This window comes from Saccharothrix deserti (assembly GCF_009769385.1).
GTDB lineage: Bacteria > Actinomycetota > Actinomycetes > Mycobacteriales > Pseudonocardiaceae > Actinosynnema > Actinosynnema deserti.
Window position 1 is genome coordinate 1 of record NZ_VKAB01000084.1, and the last position, 15,157, is coordinate 15,157.

Here is a 15,157-nt window from a genome sequence, read left to right on the forward strand (position 1 = left end):
ACCCCAGCCACAAAGAGCAGGGCAGCATGATCCGCCGCTACATCATCTGGCGAAACAAACACGCCCGGGACGAACACCTACGCGCAGTCGTCAACAGGGCGAACGTTGCCTGATGCGGCACTAGCGGCGATCCTCAACACCTCGACAACTTGGGAACCGATCAGCCTGCCCGGGTAGGGCCTCTGAACAGGGCAGGCTGGACGATCGCCACAGACGGCCTGTACTGACCGCCGCTTACCTGCGCTTATCGCACGCGAGTTGTACGGCGGCGAGCTCCTGTGCGGTGCCCCTTCCCGTGAAAACACGCGGGGCGCGGGGCAGTCAGGGGTTTTTTGAAGAGAGAAAAGGCCGAACAGCCGTCGCTGACAGCCAAGCGCCGACAAGGGTCATCAACACGACCAACACCAACCAAGTCGTGCGATGTGAGGTCGCAGACAGGCCAAAACCTGCTACCACCTGCGATCCGGCAGCCAGTGACAGGAAGACGGCGCCTAGCGCACCTCGCCCGTGGGACGACACGGGCAACAGTCTAGCTACACCAGGAAGTTGCAGAAGAGCACGAAGTTCGCGATCGCAAACGGCAACGTGAGCGATGCAGCCCTTTCTGTCAACTCCACACGGCGCACGATCAAGATCAGGAGCAGTCGGGAGGTGATGTTTCCACTTGCAAACTGCACGTCGGGTCAGTGGGGCGAGATGCAGGAGACAGCTCGTCGTACCGTACACATCAGGCGATGAGGAGTGCATGTTGAGCGAGCAGGCTGGCAGCAGTGTCGTGGACCTCTTCTCCGGCGGCGGAGGTATGAGCTACGGGTTCCATGCCCACGCATCGTTCGAGGTCGTAGGAGCAGCAGATGTCGAGACAGGTAAGCCAAGCACGGGGCATGGCGCTCTTGGCTGCAATGCCACCTACAAAGAAAACATGAAGGTCGAGCCGCTTGCGGTTGATCTCTCAATTATTGAGCCAGACGAACTTGCAAACCGCATCCTTCCCGAGGAAGTGAGTGAGCTTGACGTTCTGCTCGCCTGTCCTCCTTGTACCGGTTTCAGTCGAGCGGTGTCCAGTAACTGGACGAAAGACGACCCTAGAAATTCTCTGGTAGCACGCGTGGCAAGTTTTGTTCACGAGCTCCACCCTAAGATCATTATGATGGAGAATGTTCCGCAGCTAATCGGCGGGCGCTTTCAGCAGCACTTCGCGGTGCTTCGCTCCCAGCTTGAGGGTCTCGGATACAAAGTTCACGCATCCAGTCATCGGCTTACTGATTTTGGGCTTCCACAGATGCGGGAACGGGTATTGGTGATTGCGGTTCGAAAGGATCTTCCTCTTCGTACGATTGAAGATCTTTGGGGTGGATATCGAGTCAAGCCGGAAGCGATCACTGTCAGGCGAGCCATCGGACACCTGCCTCCAGTATTGACTGGGGAAACGCATCCTGACGACCCGAACCACACTAGCACCACTCTCGCAGGTGAGTCCCTTGGTCGAATTCGAGCCATGCCAAAGAACGGCGGAAGTTGGCCCGATCTCATTGGCGATCCCGACAAGGAAAAGTATCTAATTCCCTCGATGTTGAGGGCTGTCAAAATAGGACGTCCCAACAGCTACCGTGATGTCTACGGACGCATGGCGTGGGATCGGCCTGCGCCGACTATTAAGCGAGAGTGCTCTCACGTAGGGAATGGGCGATACGCCCATCCGGAGCAGGATCGCCAGTGCACAGTACGTGAACTGGCGATCCTGCAAGGCTTTCCGAAGGGATACCGCTTCGTTGGCGCCAGCAGGAAGAACCTCTATCGACAGATCGGAGACGCGGTCCCGCCACTAATCTCTTACCAGCTGGCCTGGCTGGCTCAGTGGATCATGACTGGCTTGAAGCCCGACATCGGACAAATCATGCTCGAAGGAACTTCTCTATCTACTGCTGATATTGAATTGCGGGACGGCCAGGCGACTCAGCTCACCCTTGTGTAAAGTTGCAAATTCCCTGCACCGGCGCGCGGCACTACCCATGTGCCATGGTGGATGCAGTGATCAACTTGGTACCACAGTCGCACTTTCTCCACGCTAGAGTCAAGTAGAATCCGAAATGCCTTCGACGAGTGCCCGCCTCGAAAGAAGTCCGCTCCAAAGCTCAGAGCTGATCGTGCACCTTTGGAGCTGGACCGTCGTTCGAACATTTCGGTTGTGGCCGACTTGAAGCACTCAACGAGAAAATCCTTGGGGATCTCTTCCAGCCTGTAGACCGTATCGTCACTTCTCGCAAAGGCGCGAAGTATAAGGATGCGGTCGTATCCGTTCATGTGCTGCGGCAATCTCTCCCGGACTGCCGCGGCACATGATTCGGAGTCCGGACAATCGCGAACCCAGCGCGCCTCCATGAACTTTTCGATTTTCACCTGCTTTGCGGATATCCCTTGAGCGGCCTCGGTTTTTAGGGACCACCGATATCCGCCACCTTCTACGTCGTATGCAAACTCTCCGGGTGTGGGGTTCAGTCGGGATTCGTGGCCTTGAGCATTGAGACACTGTTTCAACAGATATTCAAAGGGGCGCTTATTAAAAGCTTCCTCATGAAGCGCATGGTGAAGAGTCAAGAAGTTCGCTACGACCTCCGCGAACCGTGAATCCACCAAATCGCTTTTGTTTTCCTGAAGAAATTCCACAGGGATGCGGAGCGCGCGGACTACTGAAGCGACCATTTGCAACTGGCTCTCTGTAAGTCCATCAAGCCCTGTCATCACCTCTGTATAGAGGGAGGGTGCGCCTTCTTGTCCAAGCATGACCGAGGATCATAGCCATGCGCGTGGACGTCCCACGTTGCCGACGTCACAGTATGGAGGTAAGAAACGACCTTCACAGGTCCATCGTGCGGGGCTCGGGGTGTGACGCACGGGTTACGCGAGCAGCCGAAACAGTGGCATGACACGAACCTGTTGCAGCACTGTCCCGTGGTTGTCCCGCAAGAGTCAACCGGACCGACAGCCACCCGGAGACCAGTTACCCTCGAAGAGGCCCCGTCGTCCGAGGTGCTGCCAACACCTCGGACGACGGGGCCTCCTTCCAGGAAGGGTTACTACTCTTCGATCCGACCACCACCAGCCTGGTCGATGATCGTCTGCGCCGCACTGCGCGCATCCGTCTTGTTCCAGTAGTTCTCGCTGTGCGCCAGGGTCGCGCCGTTGCGAGCGACGATCCGGAAGAACCACTGGTTAGACATTGATCGAAGGATCTTGAAAACCATGCCTCACCCCTTCCGGGCTGACCACGCCTTGTGATCAGCCACTGGTCCGGAAGCGTGAGGCACATCTCAACTGGACGCAAGTCTTTCGAACTGCCGTTTGCACTACATGTAGTGCTACTACAGACAGTAGATAGCCTATAGCGTGTCCATCGGCCACGGTTGCAGCCAGCTGACCTGGGATTACAGGCTTGTAATTCACCCATCCGCAGGTACCCGCACGGACCTCCTCAGTCGGGCCTGACGTGGAAACCCACCCGATCGGGTGACACCCTGTGTCTCTTCACGAAGAAGGGGTTCGTGTCATCCCGTCGACCTGGCTCGCCCCAACCGCGCGTGTCAAGGGGGCACCTCTGTCCATTCCGGACTGTTGGGCTGGGTCTGCCCCCTTGACGCGTGTGGTTGCCCTCGTGGAGGTCGGCGGGATGACACGAACCCCGGTCCCCGCTGGTACGCGAGCTGTCGGTGTCCTCCGGTCATCCTGTTGGCCTGCCCGTCCGGCGAGGACATGATCTTGGCTTCTGCGGACGCTGTGGGGTCGCTGGCGGGCTGCTCCTCGCCCGCTGCGCGGTCCCGGCCCGCAGCCCCGCGTGGGACCGGCCGGAGGCCGCACGCCCGCTGGCGGGGCTGCTGGGAGAGGGCCGGAAAGAGACCTGCGCGGCGGGGGTGGTGCCGCGCGGCCCGCCAGCGGCCCCGCAGGGGCCGCCTTGATGAAGAAAAGAAACTCTGAACACCGAAGTCAGGCCATATGTCACACGCTGAGGCCATGCGTTGTCGCGTGAGCCTTGATGCCGTAGGAGTAGGGCATGGTGCGCGCGGTGGTGTTCGACGTGGGTGAGACGTTGTTGGACGACTCGCGGGAGTGGGGTGCTTGGGCGGATTGGATCGGAGTGTCTCGGCACACGTTCTCGACGGTGCTTGGTGCGGTTACTGCGGCGGGGCGGGACAACGCTGAGACGTTCCAGTACTTCCGGCCTGGGTTCGACGTTGTCCATGAGCGGCGGTTGCGGGAGGAGGCTGGGCTCGGGGAGCGCATCGAGGAGGGGGACTTCTACCCGGATGTGCGGGCCGGGCTGGCTCGGTTGCGGGAGCTTGGGCTGTGGGTTGGTGTTGCGGGTAACCAGACCGTTCGGGCGGCCGAACTGCTGCGGGGATTGGGACTGCCGGTGGACGGGATCGCCACGTCTGGTGAGTGGGGCGTGGCCAAGCCTGCGCCGGAGTTTTTCGAGCGGGTTGTGGACATGACGCCTGGGGTGGCGGCTGGTGACGTGCTCTACGTCGGTGATCACCGTGACAACGACGTCGTCGCGGGGAAGGCGGCGGGGTTGCGTACCGCGTTGATCCGGCGTGGGCCGTGGGGTTACCTGTGGGCTGATGATCCGTTGGTGCGTCGTGATGCTGATTGGGTGATCGACTCGCTGCACGATCTTCCGGAGCTGCTGGCCGCTTCGTGAGCCGGTAGCCCAACGTGCGTTGGTTCAGCGAGCGCCGGCCCACGCGGCCAGGTCGAGCAGGCCGGAGCTGAGCGACGGATGGGTGCGCAGCAACACCGAGAGGGCTTGGCGTACCTGGGGGTGGGCGCGGGTGTGTTCGGGTGCTGCTTGGCGGGCGGCCTGCAAGCAGATGAAGGCGTCTTCGTGGTGGCCGAGGTCGAGTTGGGCTCTGGCCAGGTCGATGTAGTAGTGCGAGCGGCGCTCGGCGGGTAGTTCGTGTGGTGGGTGCCAGGTGGCGGCTCGTTGGATGCCTGCCGGGTCGCGTAGCTCGGCGGCTACGGCCAGCTCGTGGATGCGCAGTGAGGCGGGGCCGAATGCGGTGCCGTGGTAGACGCCTTCCGGGGCGGCGTGGACGGCGTAGCGGGCCGTGAGTAGGTGGTCGGCGGCGATGTCGGCTTTGCCCGATCGCGCGGCCACGACTGCGGCGCGCATGTGGAGTGAGCCGAACGCCGCTGCGGTCGGGGCCTGTTTCAGGTCTCGGGTGGGGATCTGGTCCGCGGCTTGGTCGAGGGCACGGGCGGCGGTGTGCAGGTCGCCGCTGGCGAAGAACGTTTCGGTGCGCACGTAGGACACCGCTGACGGCAGCAACGGGTCCTCGGACTCCTGGGCGGTCGCGCGCATGAGGTCGATGAGGCGGGCGGACAGGTCGAAGTAGCGGTACTTGTAGGCCACGCCGTCGGCGGCGCGGAGGGCCAGCGTGAGCAGGGAAGCGACGTGACGCCGGTCGGTGGCGGTGAGGAGTTGGCGGGCGCGGGCCAGTTCGCTGATCAGGCTTGGTAGGTGGCGCACGAGTTCGCCGTAGCGCGCTTCGAGGCGGTGCTCGTTCATTCGGGCGACGTCGGCGCGCAGCTCCGTCAAGCTTCGGGTGGGGCCGTCGTCGGGTAGGTCGAGGATGTCGAGCGAGCGGCGCAGGCGTGGGATGCCGACGTGGACGATGTCCAGTTCCGGGGAGGCCTGAGGTGAGCCGCCTTGGTCGCCCGGCGCCCATGTCTGGTGGGCCGTGAAGGCGGGGCTCGGATCGACTGTGCGGCTGGCGTACAGGTCCTGGACGTCGTGGACTTCGCGCACGCCGCCGTTGAACCACCGGAGGTGGTGCGGCACGTGGAGCGCATTGCACCACCGTTCGAGGCGTTCGAGGTCGGTGACCGGGCGGCGGGTGCGTTCGATTTCGCTGACGCGTCCCTGGGTGAGGTCGAGCCAGGCCGCGAGGGTGGCTTGCGGCACCGTGGGACTCTGGGCCTGGCGGTAGGCGCGGAAGATCTGGCCGATGTTGCGTGACTCGAACGCCTCACGCAGGGTGGCCTGAGTCCAGAACTCTGGTGGCAGCTTGGGTGCGTGGTGTGTAGTGGCTGCGGCGCACCTTCCGCACTGTGCGCCCCGGTTGTCACTGGCAAGCAGGGTGTCGCAGGTGCGGCAGCGACGTTTGGATGTGGTCACTGCCTTGGTCACCCCCTGATGAAGCTCTGACGATGTCGGAGTGTAGCTCTGCCATTACGTCGCTGACCTGCGGTTAGTGGTGACGCCACTATTCCCAGTGGTCATTCGTATGGGATCGATCTTCCGTTCGCGTGAATCTGGTCTTGCTAGTCCCAGGTGTACACGGAGGTAAGGCCAATGGGGTTGTACTTGCTCCTCCAGCCGGAGGAGGACGCCGAGTCGGCGCTGGTTGAACGGGCGCAGGGGCATCCGTCCCTGGTGATCTCGTCCGGCGATGCGCGGATGACGGTGCAGATCGCCGGGCGTGAGGGCGGGGCGCAGCTCGCGATCAACTTCGCCCGCGAGTTGGCCGAGTCGGCCACGCAGTTCGCCAACCGGTGTGAAGCGCTCACGAAGTTGGCTCCGCTCGACTTCGAGCACTTGAGCGCGTTGCTGGGAACGACGCCTGAAGAGGTGGACGCGTTGACGGTCCTGAGCGGTCACGACGAGAAGGAAGCTGACCGGTGAACGAGGCCGACGGCTTGAAGCCGTTGTGCGGCGAAGCGGAGTTCGCTGCACTGCTGGACACCATGGCGGTCACGTCCGCGCCTCGGGTTTTCGCGGTGGTGCAGGAGTTCGGGGAACGCCTTGACGGCTGGGTCGCGGCGTGGGGCTTGGCATTCGACGGGCGCGTGGAGGTGTTCGCGGTGGATGACCACTCCCGCATGAGTCTGGAGAAGCCGGAGAACGCCCTGCACCTGTTCACCAGCGAACGCCGGCACCTGAGGGCGCGTCTGGTCTGGCTGCCGGAGTCGGGTGGGCGTGTGGAGTCGGAGACGCCGGAGGTCGCGGTCTGTTCGGTGTAGCAGCGGAGGGGCCGGGTTCGACAGGACGGGGCAAGGGGGCGTGGTGTCTGAAGAAGGCGAGTGGACTGCCGAGGACTGGCGGGAACTCCGTGCCAAGTCCGCTGAACTCCTGGCGCGTCTGGATGATCTTAGTGAGCGGTTGAGTCGGATTGAGGATCGTCTGGCCTGGAGCCGAAAATCTCAGTCTCGACAGCGGCGACGCGCCGGCTGAGGTCGTCCAGGACCGTGTTGATGCGGTCGAACATCTGCCGAAGCTCATGCGGTGAGGGCTCCTCGTCCCCCGCATGGGCTTCGGGCTTCTTGACCACGATCGTGCCCTCGCCCTGGCGGGAGATGACCAGGCCCTCGTTGCGAAGCTGGTCCAGTGCCTTCTGCAGGGTCATCACGGCTCGGCCGTACTTGGTCTGGAGTTCGGTCAGTGACGGGAGCTTGTCCCCGACCTGGATCTCGTCGGACGCGATGTAACGGCGCAGGTCTTCTGCAATCTGTTGGTAGGCGGGTCTGCGGTCCGTTGCGTCTGCGGCCATACACAGACTGTAGCGACAGAGCTAGCACTGTTGAAAGTCACCCGATCGGCGTAGTGTCTCCTCTAGCTCTACTAGCTATGTTGGTTGTAGCGACAGAGAGCGGTGACCGATCGCCGCAGGAGTGGAGGTTTCACGGATGGCGCTTCAGGACCTGCCGGTGATGCTCAACGGCTACCGGCTGATGATCACGGAGGCTCCGGCCGCGAAGATGCGGGAGGCCGAGGACGGCACGGTGACGCCGGTGGTCGATCGCGTCTCGGGTGAGGTGCAGTACGTGGTGACGTTGTTCGCCAAGCCGTTGCCGACGGAGGGCCGCAAGGCGGGCAAGGGTGAGGAGATCCGCGTCAATCTGCCCGGTGACCCCGGTGAGGGGTTCGAGGAGGGCATGTACGTGGAGTTGGTCAACGCGGTGGTGAACACCTACGAGATCCCCGACCGGGTGGACCCGCGCAAGATCGCCTCGGCCGGCCTGTGGTTCAAGGCGGCGGGTTTGAAGCCCGTGGCGCGATCGGTCCGTAACGCGGCCTGACGGCCCGCCGTTTTCCGTCGTCGTCCAATCGGTTCGTCCAAGCCTTTTCGGGCTGCTTGATCTTTGTCAATTCCACAGTGGGTAGAGCCATGCCCGAATCCGGCGCATTCGTGTGGTGCGCCGGGGTTTTCGGTGATCCCGGAGTCGCGTTGTCGGTTCCGGGGTCGCCGTGGTCCCCGTACATCGGAGGTGGGTTGTGCCGAAAGTCGACGAGTACCCGGTCAAGACCGAGATCAGGATTCCCCGAGGGGAGGAGTTCCAGAAGATCATGACCGTGTTGGACCGGATCCATGCCCGGAGCGACGGCTATGTGCTGACCGTGCGTTCTCGGCGCGTGTTCCGCGCGGTGGGGTTGGACGCGATGCGTCCGGCGACGGTGTGGGAGACGGCGGCGGTCCACCAGTTGGGGAACCGGGGCTTGATCTTCCTGGTGCCGCAGGAGTTGGTGTTGCGGTCGGGGGCGGTGCGTGCCCGCGTGAACCTGTTACTCCTGACGGAATCGGGCTTCGAAGTCGCGGAGGCCTACCGGGAGTTGACCGGACGGTCTCGGTGTGAAGAAGAGGGTGTCGATGGCAGGAAGCAACAAGCGGGCTGAGCAGCGGTACGCGAATCTCGTCAACGCGATCGATTTCGTGACCGAGCAGTTCGGCCCGTTGGACAAGCTGATCGCGACGATGCGGGAGAACCCGGCTCCGCCCGGCGCGTGGCGGGTCACTCCGCCCGATGAGTTGCGGAAGTTGTTGGTCACGGTTCAGCAGAGCCTGACCAATTTGAAGGACCGGGCGGTCCAGTACGAGACCGAGTTGAAGACCCGGGAGTGGAAGGTCTGATGTCGCAGCAATTGATCACGGCCTTGGACTGTCTGGACAAGGCGATGCGGAACCTGCGTCAGGCGATGGTGGACGTCCCGTTCCGGCGGGAGGGCTTCAAGGCCGATCACAACACGTTCGTGCGGTCGGTCGCGGTGCTGCGGACCTCGTTGTCCTACTCCCGGTCCCAGCTCGAACCGGCGTCCGCTCGGCGGCGTCGGCGGGGCGGTCCACGCAAGTAACCCCTGTTCGTTCGAGGCGACGGCCGATCACTGCCTGGTGGTCGGCCGTCGTCGTGTCCAAAGGGAGTTTTGATGACTGATTCGCCTTCGGGCGCGTCCCGACGTTCGGTCGGCTGGGAATTCCGCGCGGCGCGGTGGCTGGTCCGCCATCCCCGTGCCCTGGTCGGCCCCGGTGGGCTCGGGGCGTCGGTGGTCGAGTTGGGGCCGCAGGTCACCGGCGCCGTTCTCGGCGGTCTGGCGCTGGGGACGGCGGCCTGGTACCGGGGGCACCCGGACACCTTCGACGTGTGGGCCGCACCGGTACTGCGGGCCTGGCGGCGGCGCTGGGCCGGTGCCTACACCGGGCGGCGGTGGGTGAACCTGATGGGCTCGTGCGGCCTGACCACGGTGCACCACCGGACCGGGGAACTGCTGGTGCCGCGCGTGCTGCGGGTGCGGTCCTGGTCGCCGTCCATCGACGTGGTCCGGGTGCGGCTGGCGCCCGGCCAGGCGCTGCGGGCGTTCGCGAAGGTGCTGCCGGAGCTGGCCGCGACGCTGAAGGCCGAACGGGTCGCAGTCGAGCAGGGCAAACCCGGTGAGGTCGTGCTGATCGTCCAGCGCGACGAACCGTTCACCTCGGTGATCCCGGCCCCGGCCATGCCGGAGTCTTCCGACGCGGTGAATCTGCGGTCGCTGTGCCTCGGGGAGACCGAACTGGGTGGGGAGTGGCGGGAGCCGTTGACCGGAACCCACCACCTGACGGCCGGTGCGACCGGTGCGGGCAAGAACTCCGTGGTCATGGCCAAGCTGCGCGCGGTCGCTCCGCTGATCCGTGACGGCTTGGTGCGGCCGTGGGTGTGTGACCCGAAGCTGTTCGAGTTCGTCGCCTTGAAGCCGATCCTCGAAGGGCGGTACGCGGACAATCCGGAGGACTGCGCCGAGTTGATCGCCCGGTTCGTGGACAACATGCAACGCAAGCAGAAACGGCTGCAGCGCAAGGGAAAGCGGTCGGTCCCCGTGTCGCGTGAGCACCCGGTCGACTGGCTGATCCTCGACGAGGTCGGCTTCCTGATGTCCTACAACTCCGAGTACGCGCACGAGATCACCAACGCCTGCGCCGTCATCTCCTCGATGGGCCGCGCCACCAACGACATCCTCGACGTCTACGTACAGGAACCGTCCAAGGACGTGCTCCCGATCCGGGACCTGCTCCCGCACCGTGTCTGTCTGCGGGTGACCTCGGAGCGGCACCCGGACATGGTCCTGGGCGACGGTGCCCGCGAACGCGGCGCGATCGCGGACGAGATCCCGGCCGACGAGTCCAGCGCCGGTATCGGCTTCCGCGTCGATCCCCGTTCCCGCACGCCACGGCGGGTACGTGCGGCCTACACCACCGATCGGGACATCGACGAGTTGGTCGCCTTCGTCAAGGCCGGTCCGGCCGACTCCGGTTCGAGTCTGCGCGTCGTCGCCTGACCTCATCTCACTTCTCGCGTCTGGAGCCTTGTCATGCCTTCGAACAGTTCGCGGTCGCTGGACCGGATCATCCGCACCCTGCGCTCGCTCATGCGCTCCACCGGCCTGCCTCGGCCGGACCGGCTGGTCATCTCCAGCCGCACTGCTGCTGTGGGTCTCCCGCCTGGACGGCGTCACGCTCACGTGGACGCTGCGCCCGGACCACACGCTGACCGTGGCGGCCACTGCGCGGAACGGGGCGGGGCTGACGTTCGGCCTGACCGCCTCGGCGGACGTCTCCGACCTCGGCGCGGCCCCGGTGGGGCAGTCCGCGGTGACCCTCGGCCCGTTCCGCCTGGTCCCGCTCGTGGTCGAGCCGGTGACCTTCGAGGAAGTCGCCCGTCTGGTCCACCTCGGCCGCGCGGTGGCTGCCCGTCACCGCGTCGCCGGAACCGTGGCCGCGTGACCGGGATCGCCGCCGGCCATGCCCTACACGATCAGGCTCCGCACCGATGCGTTCACCAAGGCCGCCCGGCTCGCCGGATTCCGATCCGCCTACGCGCTCGCCAAAGCGATGCAGGTCAACCGCTCCACCGTGGCACGGGTGCTGGCCGGCGAACTGCAGCCCGGACCGGCGTTCATCGGCGGCGCGCTGCTGGTGCTCGCGCCGATGCAGTTCCACGACCTGTTCGACGTCGTCCCGGTCGAGCGGTGACACCCGTGAGGAGGTGAACCGTTGTCCCGCAGGCGCAAAGCCGATGACCGGACCGAGACCCGCGCGGTGCAGAAGCTGCGTGCTCGTCTTGCCGAGTCCCACCAACTGCATGACCTAACCTCGGACCCGCTGCTGCACGCGGTCCGCCTGGAGCGCTTCCGCGTCTCGGTCACCCGGTCCATGTGGTTCTTCCTCGCCCTGGGCCTGGGCTTCACCACCACCGGCGTCCACGAGTTCCTCGCCGGACACCTGTCCCCGGCAGACGCGCTGTGGTGGGGCGCGTGGCTGGTAGAGCCGGCGTTGGCGGGCATCCTCGTCACGCTGCTGCGTTGGGAAGCGGAGATGCTGTCCCGCGGCCTGGACGTCGACGCCGCGCCGGTCGTCTGGCTCAAACGGCTTCTGCTCGGCGCGCCCCTGGTCACCAACGTGTGGTCATCGCTGCGCCCGCCGTCCGGCCAGGTCGAGTACGGCGTGGTGTTCCTGCACGTCGTGGTGCCGCTGGTCGTGTTCCTCATCGCGGAGGTCATGCCGGTCATCCAGCACCGCTGCAACGCCGCCCGTGACCGCGTGATGGCCGACGCCGGACCACGAACCACCACCCCGGCGGCCACTCCGGTCACCAGCGCACCCACAACCGCGCCCTCGACGGCCCCGGCGGTACCGGCCGCACCCGCTGTCCGTGAGGTGCCTCGTACCGCGCTGAAGCTGCCCGCACACCTGCAAGCCGCGCTGACGAGCAAGGCGGCCGAAGTCCGCGATCAGGGCCGCGCCGTCACCCCGGCCGACGTGCAAGCCGCCGTCAACGTCCCCGACGCCTACGCGGCCACGCTTGCCGACCAGCTCAACGCCGCAGCCTGACCAACTCGCCACCACGTCGCGGGGCATGACCGACGAACACCCGGTCATGCCCCGCCTTCTCGTCGTTCACCACCACTACCGGAAGGAGGGAGCCTTTTGGTCCTCACGCTGCAAGACCGCATTGCCGACCGGGTCCAGCGGGCCGACTACCGGGACTGGCGCGACAAGGTCACCGCCACCGGCGGATGCGCCGCACCCATCCGCCTGTTCGGAGCCTGGCGACTCCACAACCTCGACAGCTCCAAAGTCCTGGCCCACCTCAGCGGAGACGTCATGGTCCCCTGCGGCAACCGACGCGCCTCGGTCTGCCAAGCCTGCTCCGACCGCTACGCGGCCGACGCCTTCCACCTGATGCGGGCAGGCCTGTCCGGCGGCAGCAAGGACGTACCCGTAAGCGTCGCGGAAAAGCCGCGCATTTTCGCCACCCTCACCGCCCCGTCCTTCGGCGCGGTCCACAACCGGCCCACCACCACCGCCGGCGGCAAAGTCCGGCCGTGCACCGGGTGCAGCGAGTTCCACCACCCTGACGACCCGCGCATCGGCGGCGCGGTCGACCCGGACGGCTACGACTACATCGGCGCGGTCCTCTGGCAGGCACACGCCGGGAAGCTCTGGCACCGGTTCACCATCGCCCTACGCCGCTCCCTGGCTCGTGCGGCTGGGCTGACCGTGCGGGACTTCAAGCACCACGCCCGACTCTCCTACGCCAAGGTTGCCGAGTACCAACGGCGCGGCCTGGTCCACTTCCACGCCGTCATCCGCATCGACGGCCCGGACGGCTCCACCGACCCGGCGCCCTCCTGGGCGACCGTGGACCTGGTCGACCACGCAGTTCGAGCCGCCGCCCGCTCGGTCCAGGTCGAGACACACCGCCCTGACGGCACCGTGCTCGGCCTGGTCTGGGGCGAACAGGTCGACGTACGCCCCATCCGGGCAGCCTCGGCGCACGAGGTCGAAGACGACGCCGGGACGGTCAGTGACGGCAGGCTCGCGGCCTACGTCGCCAAGTACGCCACCAAGGGCACCGGGGCCAGGGACACCCCGGACCGGCCGATCAAGTCGCAACTCGACATCGACCACCTGCGGGTCTCCGACCACCACCGCCGCGTAATCCAAACCGCCTGGGACCTCGGTGACCTGCACTTCTACGAAAACCTCAACCTGCGGAAATGGGCACACATGCTCGGCTTCCGCGGCCACTTCCTGACCAAGTCCAAGCACTACTCGACCACCTTCAAGCGCATCCGCGAGGACCGGCGCGCCTTCCGCGCGGCCGAAACCCTCGAACGCCTCGGCCTCGACGCCGAGTCGGTGATCGTCGTCAACGACTGGGCCTATGCCGGCTCCGGCTACGCCAACGACGCAGAGCGCGAACTGGCCTCCGGCATCGCTGAACGCCTCCGAGCACAACGCCAGCGCAAGTACGCCCGAGAGGGGGACACCGATGAATCTGTCGCCGCTGCCTGACCCCGACGCAATGCTCACCGTGGCCGAGTTCTGCGCCAAGCTCCGCATCTCCAAAGACACGTTCTACAAATGGCGGCAGATCCCCGGTGCCGCTCCGGTCGCCCACAAGCTGCCCAACGGATCGCTCCGCATCTCCGGCGCGGACTACAACGCCTGGTTGGCGACGCTGAGGAGTGAGGCCGCGTGAACCTCACCTACAAGGTCAACATCTGGGAGCTGAAGACCCTCAAGCCGGACAAGAACGGCAAGAAGCGACCCAAGCCCTACGGTGTCCGCTGGATCACGGCGGGCAAAGAGCACTCCGAGTGGTACCGAACCAAGGCGCTGGCGAACAACCGGCGCAACGAACTCGTCCAGGCGGCGCGTGAGGGCCAAGCGTTCGATGTCGTGACCGGTCTCCCAGAGTCGGAGATCAAGGCGAAGTCGGCGCGGTCGCTGTTGCAGCTCGCCCGCGAGTTCATCGCTCACGAGTGGGACGGGGCCGCACCCAACACGCGGAAGCGGTACGTGGATGCCTGCGCAATCCCGGTTGCCTCGTTCGTCAGCTCGCAACGTGGGGCACCCACCGCCAGGGTGCTGAGGCGGGCGCTGACCATGTACGTGCTGCTTCCGGCTGAACTCCGAACTCACGAGCTGACCGACGAGGAGGAAGCGGCAGCCCAGTGGATCGAGGCTGTTTCGCGTCCAGCCCGCGAGCTGGCGGACGGCATCGAGCTGGACAAGGTCCTGCGGGCGTTGGCGCGCAAGCTCGACGGGAAGGCCACTACCGCGTGGACGGCGAAGTCCCGCCGCGCCATCGTCAGCTTGCTGCTCGGGTACGCGGTGAAGGTCGGTGAGCTGACCGTCAACCCGCTGGCAGGACTGCGCGTGAGCAGCCACGGCACGGTTGGCGAGGTCGATCCTCGGTCGGTCGTGAATCCGAAACAGGCGCGTCAGCTCCTGGCGGCCGTCACCTACACGGGGCGGCGACCGGGGAACTACGACTACCTGTACGGGTTCTTCGCAACGATGTACTACGCGGGTCTACGGCCCGGTGAGGTCAATCGGCTGCGTGAGGTGGACTGCAAGCTGCCCGAAACCGGCTGGGGTGAACTCCTCCTGGAGAAATCCGCAACCCGTGCCGGGGCGCGGCGCTACACGGACTCGGGCGCGAGCTGGGAGGAACGCAACCTGAAGCGGCGGCCTGACGGGGCTACTCGGCCGGTACCCATTCCGCCCGCACTCGTAGCCATCCTCCGATGGCATCTCGACCGGTTCGGCACCACGCCGGACGGCCGTCTCTTCCGGGGGCAGAAGAACGCTGAGCCGATCTACTCCTCGGTCTACACCAAAGCATGGCAGCGGGTGCGCCTGGTCGGCCTGTCGCCCGCCCAGGCCGCTTCGCCTCTCGCCGATGAGCCGTACGCCCTGCGCCACGCTGCGGTTTCGACCTGGCTAGCCCGGATCTTTCGTGTGGGTGACGGCCTGGCTTGAGACCGTGACCAGTGACTGTTGCGGGTCCTCCTTTCGGTGTTCGGCATGGTCGAGGTGGCCCGTTGTCGGCCGGGTGCCGGCGGGTT

Annotated in this window: 19 protein-coding genes; 15 read left to right on the forward strand and 4 right to left on the reverse strand. The window is 65.4% G+C overall.

Going from position 1 to position 15,157, the window contains the following annotated elements:
• Positions 1–745: 745 nt before the first annotated feature.
• On the forward strand, positions 746–1,975 hold the full coding sequence (locus tag FM051_RS47965; protein ID WP_158854396.1) for a DNA cytosine methyltransferase: 1,230 nt from the start codon (positions 746–748) through the stop codon (positions 1,973–1,975).
• Here the strand turns inward: FM051_RS47965 and FM051_RS47970 are convergent.
• Together FM051_RS47970 and FM051_RS47975 are read right to left on the reverse strand one after the other, a co-directional pair.
• Positions 1,957–2,784 carry a hypothetical protein gene (locus FM051_RS47970; protein ID WP_158854398.1) on the reverse strand — a complete coding sequence of 276 codons (828 nt, stop codon included), beginning with the start codon at positions 2,782–2,784 and terminating at the stop codon, positions 1,957–1,959. The genes FM051_RS47965 and FM051_RS47970 overlap by 19 nt on opposite strands.
• A 293-nt stretch (positions 2,785–3,077) precedes the next feature.
• Positions 3,078–3,245 (reverse strand): YegP family protein, encoded by a 168-nt coding sequence (locus FM051_RS47975; protein WP_158854400.1) that lies wholly within the window; start codon positions 3,243–3,245, stop codon positions 3,078–3,080.
• 803 nt (positions 3,246–4,048) lie between these two features.
• On the opposite strand from FM051_RS47975, the gene FM051_RS47980 reads away from it, so the two are divergent.
• Entirely contained in the window at positions 4,049–4,696 is a 648-nt protein-coding gene (locus tag FM051_RS47980) for an HAD family hydrolase (RefSeq protein WP_158854402.1), read from the forward strand.
• Positions 4,697–4,720: 24 nt separating this feature from the next.
• Here the strand turns inward: FM051_RS47980 and FM051_RS47985 are convergent, their stop codons facing one another.
• The gene (locus FM051_RS47985; RefSeq protein WP_158854404.1) at positions 4,721–5,959 is read right to left on the reverse strand and encodes a transcriptional regulator; all 1,239 of its coding nucleotides are present in this window, start codon (positions 5,957–5,959) and stop codon (positions 4,721–4,723) included.
• 390 nt (positions 5,960–6,349) lie between these two features.
• On the opposite strand from FM051_RS47985, the gene FM051_RS47990 reads away from it, so the two are divergent.
• Together FM051_RS47990 and FM051_RS47995 are read left to right on the forward strand one after the other, a co-directional pair.
• The gene (locus FM051_RS47990; RefSeq protein WP_158854406.1) at positions 6,350–6,679 is read left to right on the forward strand and encodes a hypothetical protein; all 330 of its coding nucleotides are present in this window, start codon (positions 6,350–6,352) and stop codon (positions 6,677–6,679) included.
• A complete protein-coding gene (locus FM051_RS47995; protein ID WP_238413212.1) occupies positions 6,676–7,017 on the forward strand; it encodes a hypothetical protein in 342 nt (113 codons plus the stop codon). The genes FM051_RS47990 and FM051_RS47995 overlap by 4 nt, the downstream gene beginning before the upstream one ends.
• Before the next feature lie 128 nt (positions 7,018–7,145).
• On the opposite strand, the gene FM051_RS48000 is transcribed toward FM051_RS47995, so the two are convergent.
• Positions 7,146–7,544 carry a GntR family transcriptional regulator gene (locus FM051_RS48000; protein ID WP_158854408.1) on the reverse strand — a complete coding sequence of 133 codons (399 nt, stop codon included), beginning with the start codon at positions 7,542–7,544 and terminating at the stop codon, positions 7,146–7,148.
• Positions 7,545–7,680: 136 nt separating this feature from the next.
• Between FM051_RS48000 and FM051_RS48005 the strand changes: the two genes are divergently transcribed.
• The 11 genes from FM051_RS48005 (at position 7,681) to FM051_RS48055 (ending at position 15,071) form a co-directional block, all read left to right on the forward strand.
• Positions 7,681–8,073 (forward strand): hypothetical protein, encoded by a 393-nt coding sequence (locus FM051_RS48005; RefSeq protein ID WP_158854410.1) that lies wholly within the window; start codon positions 7,681–7,683, stop codon positions 8,071–8,073.
• A 196-nt stretch (positions 8,074–8,269) separates the two neighbouring features.
• The gene (locus FM051_RS48010) at positions 8,270–8,668 is read left to right on the forward strand and encodes a hypothetical protein (RefSeq protein WP_158854411.1); all 399 of its coding nucleotides are present in this window, start codon (positions 8,270–8,272) and stop codon (positions 8,666–8,668) included.
• Positions 8,643–8,903 (forward strand): hypothetical protein, encoded by a 261-nt coding sequence (locus FM051_RS48015; RefSeq protein ID WP_158854413.1) that lies wholly within the window; start codon positions 8,643–8,645, stop codon positions 8,901–8,903. The genes FM051_RS48010 and FM051_RS48015 overlap by 26 nt, the downstream gene beginning before the upstream one ends.
• Complete coding sequence (locus FM051_RS48020) at positions 8,903–9,124, forward strand: hypothetical protein (protein WP_158854415.1); 222 nt, start codon at positions 8,903–8,905, stop codon at positions 9,122–9,124. The genes FM051_RS48015 and FM051_RS48020 overlap by 1 nt, the downstream gene beginning before the upstream one ends.
• 72 nt (positions 9,125–9,196) lie before the next feature.
• Positions 9,197–10,579, forward strand: a complete 1,383-nt coding sequence (locus FM051_RS48025) for an FtsK/SpoIIIE domain-containing protein (protein ID WP_158854417.1) — start codon at positions 9,197–9,199, stop codon at positions 10,577–10,579.
• A 214-nt stretch (positions 10,580–10,793) separates the two neighbouring features.
• Positions 10,794–11,024, forward strand: a complete 231-nt coding sequence (locus FM051_RS52795) for a hypothetical protein (RefSeq protein WP_238413213.1) — start codon at positions 10,794–10,796, stop codon at positions 11,022–11,024.
• 18 nt (positions 11,025–11,042) lie between these two features.
• Positions 11,043–11,273 carry a transcriptional regulator gene (locus FM051_RS48035; protein ID WP_158854419.1) on the forward strand — a complete coding sequence of 77 codons (231 nt, stop codon included), beginning with the start codon at positions 11,043–11,045 and terminating at the stop codon, positions 11,271–11,273.
• Between the two features lie 21 nt (positions 11,274–11,294).
• The gene (locus FM051_RS48040; RefSeq protein WP_158854421.1) at positions 11,295–12,131 is read left to right on the forward strand and encodes a hypothetical protein; all 837 of its coding nucleotides are present in this window, start codon (positions 11,295–11,297) and stop codon (positions 12,129–12,131) included.
• Between the two features lie 96 nt (positions 12,132–12,227).
• Positions 12,228–13,598, forward strand: coding sequence for a replication initiator (locus FM051_RS48045; RefSeq protein WP_158854423.1), 1,371 nt, complete (start codon positions 12,228–12,230; stop codon positions 13,596–13,598).
• Between the two features lie 10 nt (positions 13,599–13,608).
• Complete coding sequence (locus FM051_RS48050) at positions 13,609–13,785, forward strand: helix-turn-helix transcriptional regulator (protein ID WP_238413214.1); 177 nt, start codon at positions 13,609–13,611, stop codon at positions 13,783–13,785.
• Positions 13,782–15,071: a site-specific integrase gene (locus tag FM051_RS48055; RefSeq protein WP_158854427.1), complete on the forward strand. Its 1,290-nt coding sequence runs from the start codon at positions 13,782–13,784 to the stop codon at positions 15,069–15,071. Before FM051_RS48050 ends, FM051_RS48055 begins: the two co-directional genes overlap by 4 nt.
• The last annotated feature ends 86 nt before the right edge of the window (positions 15,072–15,157 follow it).

What these genes read in the sequence shown, in the direction of transcription:
- FM051_RS47975 (WP_158854400.1), bottom strand. Translation starts at nt 3,245, where the DNA reads ATGGTTTTCAAGATCCTTCGATCAATGTCTAACCAGTGGTTCTTCCGG.
- FM051_RS48050 (WP_238413214.1), top strand. Translation starts at nt 13,609, where the DNA reads ATGCTCACCGTGGCCGAGTTCTGCGCCAAGCTCCGCATCTCCAAAGAC.
- FM051_RS47965 (WP_158854396.1), top strand. Translation starts at nt 746, where the DNA reads ATGTTGAGCGAGCAGGCTGGCAGCAGTGTCGTGGACCTCTTCTCCGGC.
- FM051_RS47980 (WP_158854402.1), top strand. Translation starts at nt 4,049, where the DNA reads ATGGTGCGCGCGGTGGTGTTCGACGTGGGTGAGACGTTGTTGGACGAC.
- FM051_RS48035 (WP_158854419.1), top strand. Translation starts at nt 11,043, where the DNA reads ATGCCCTACACGATCAGGCTCCGCACCGATGCGTTCACCAAGGCCGCC.
- FM051_RS48015 (WP_158854413.1), top strand. Translation starts at nt 8,643, where the DNA reads ATGGCAGGAAGCAACAAGCGGGCTGAGCAGCGGTACGCGAATCTCGTC.
- FM051_RS47970 (WP_158854398.1), bottom strand. Translation starts at nt 2,784, where the DNA reads ATGCTTGGACAAGAAGGCGCACCCTCCCTCTATACAGAGGTGATGACA.
- FM051_RS48020 (WP_158854415.1), top strand. Translation starts at nt 8,903, where the DNA reads ATGTCGCAGCAATTGATCACGGCCTTGGACTGTCTGGACAAGGCGATG.
- FM051_RS48005 (WP_158854410.1), top strand. Translation starts at nt 7,681, where the DNA reads ATGGCGCTTCAGGACCTGCCGGTGATGCTCAACGGCTACCGGCTGATG.
- FM051_RS48000 (WP_158854408.1), bottom strand. Translation starts at nt 7,544, where the DNA reads ATGGCCGCAGACGCAACGGACCGCAGACCCGCCTACCAACAGATTGCA.
- FM051_RS48025 (WP_158854417.1), top strand. Translation starts at nt 9,197, where the DNA reads ATGACTGATTCGCCTTCGGGCGCGTCCCGACGTTCGGTCGGCTGGGAA.
- FM051_RS47990 (WP_158854406.1), top strand. Translation starts at nt 6,350, where the DNA reads ATGGGGTTGTACTTGCTCCTCCAGCCGGAGGAGGACGCCGAGTCGGCG.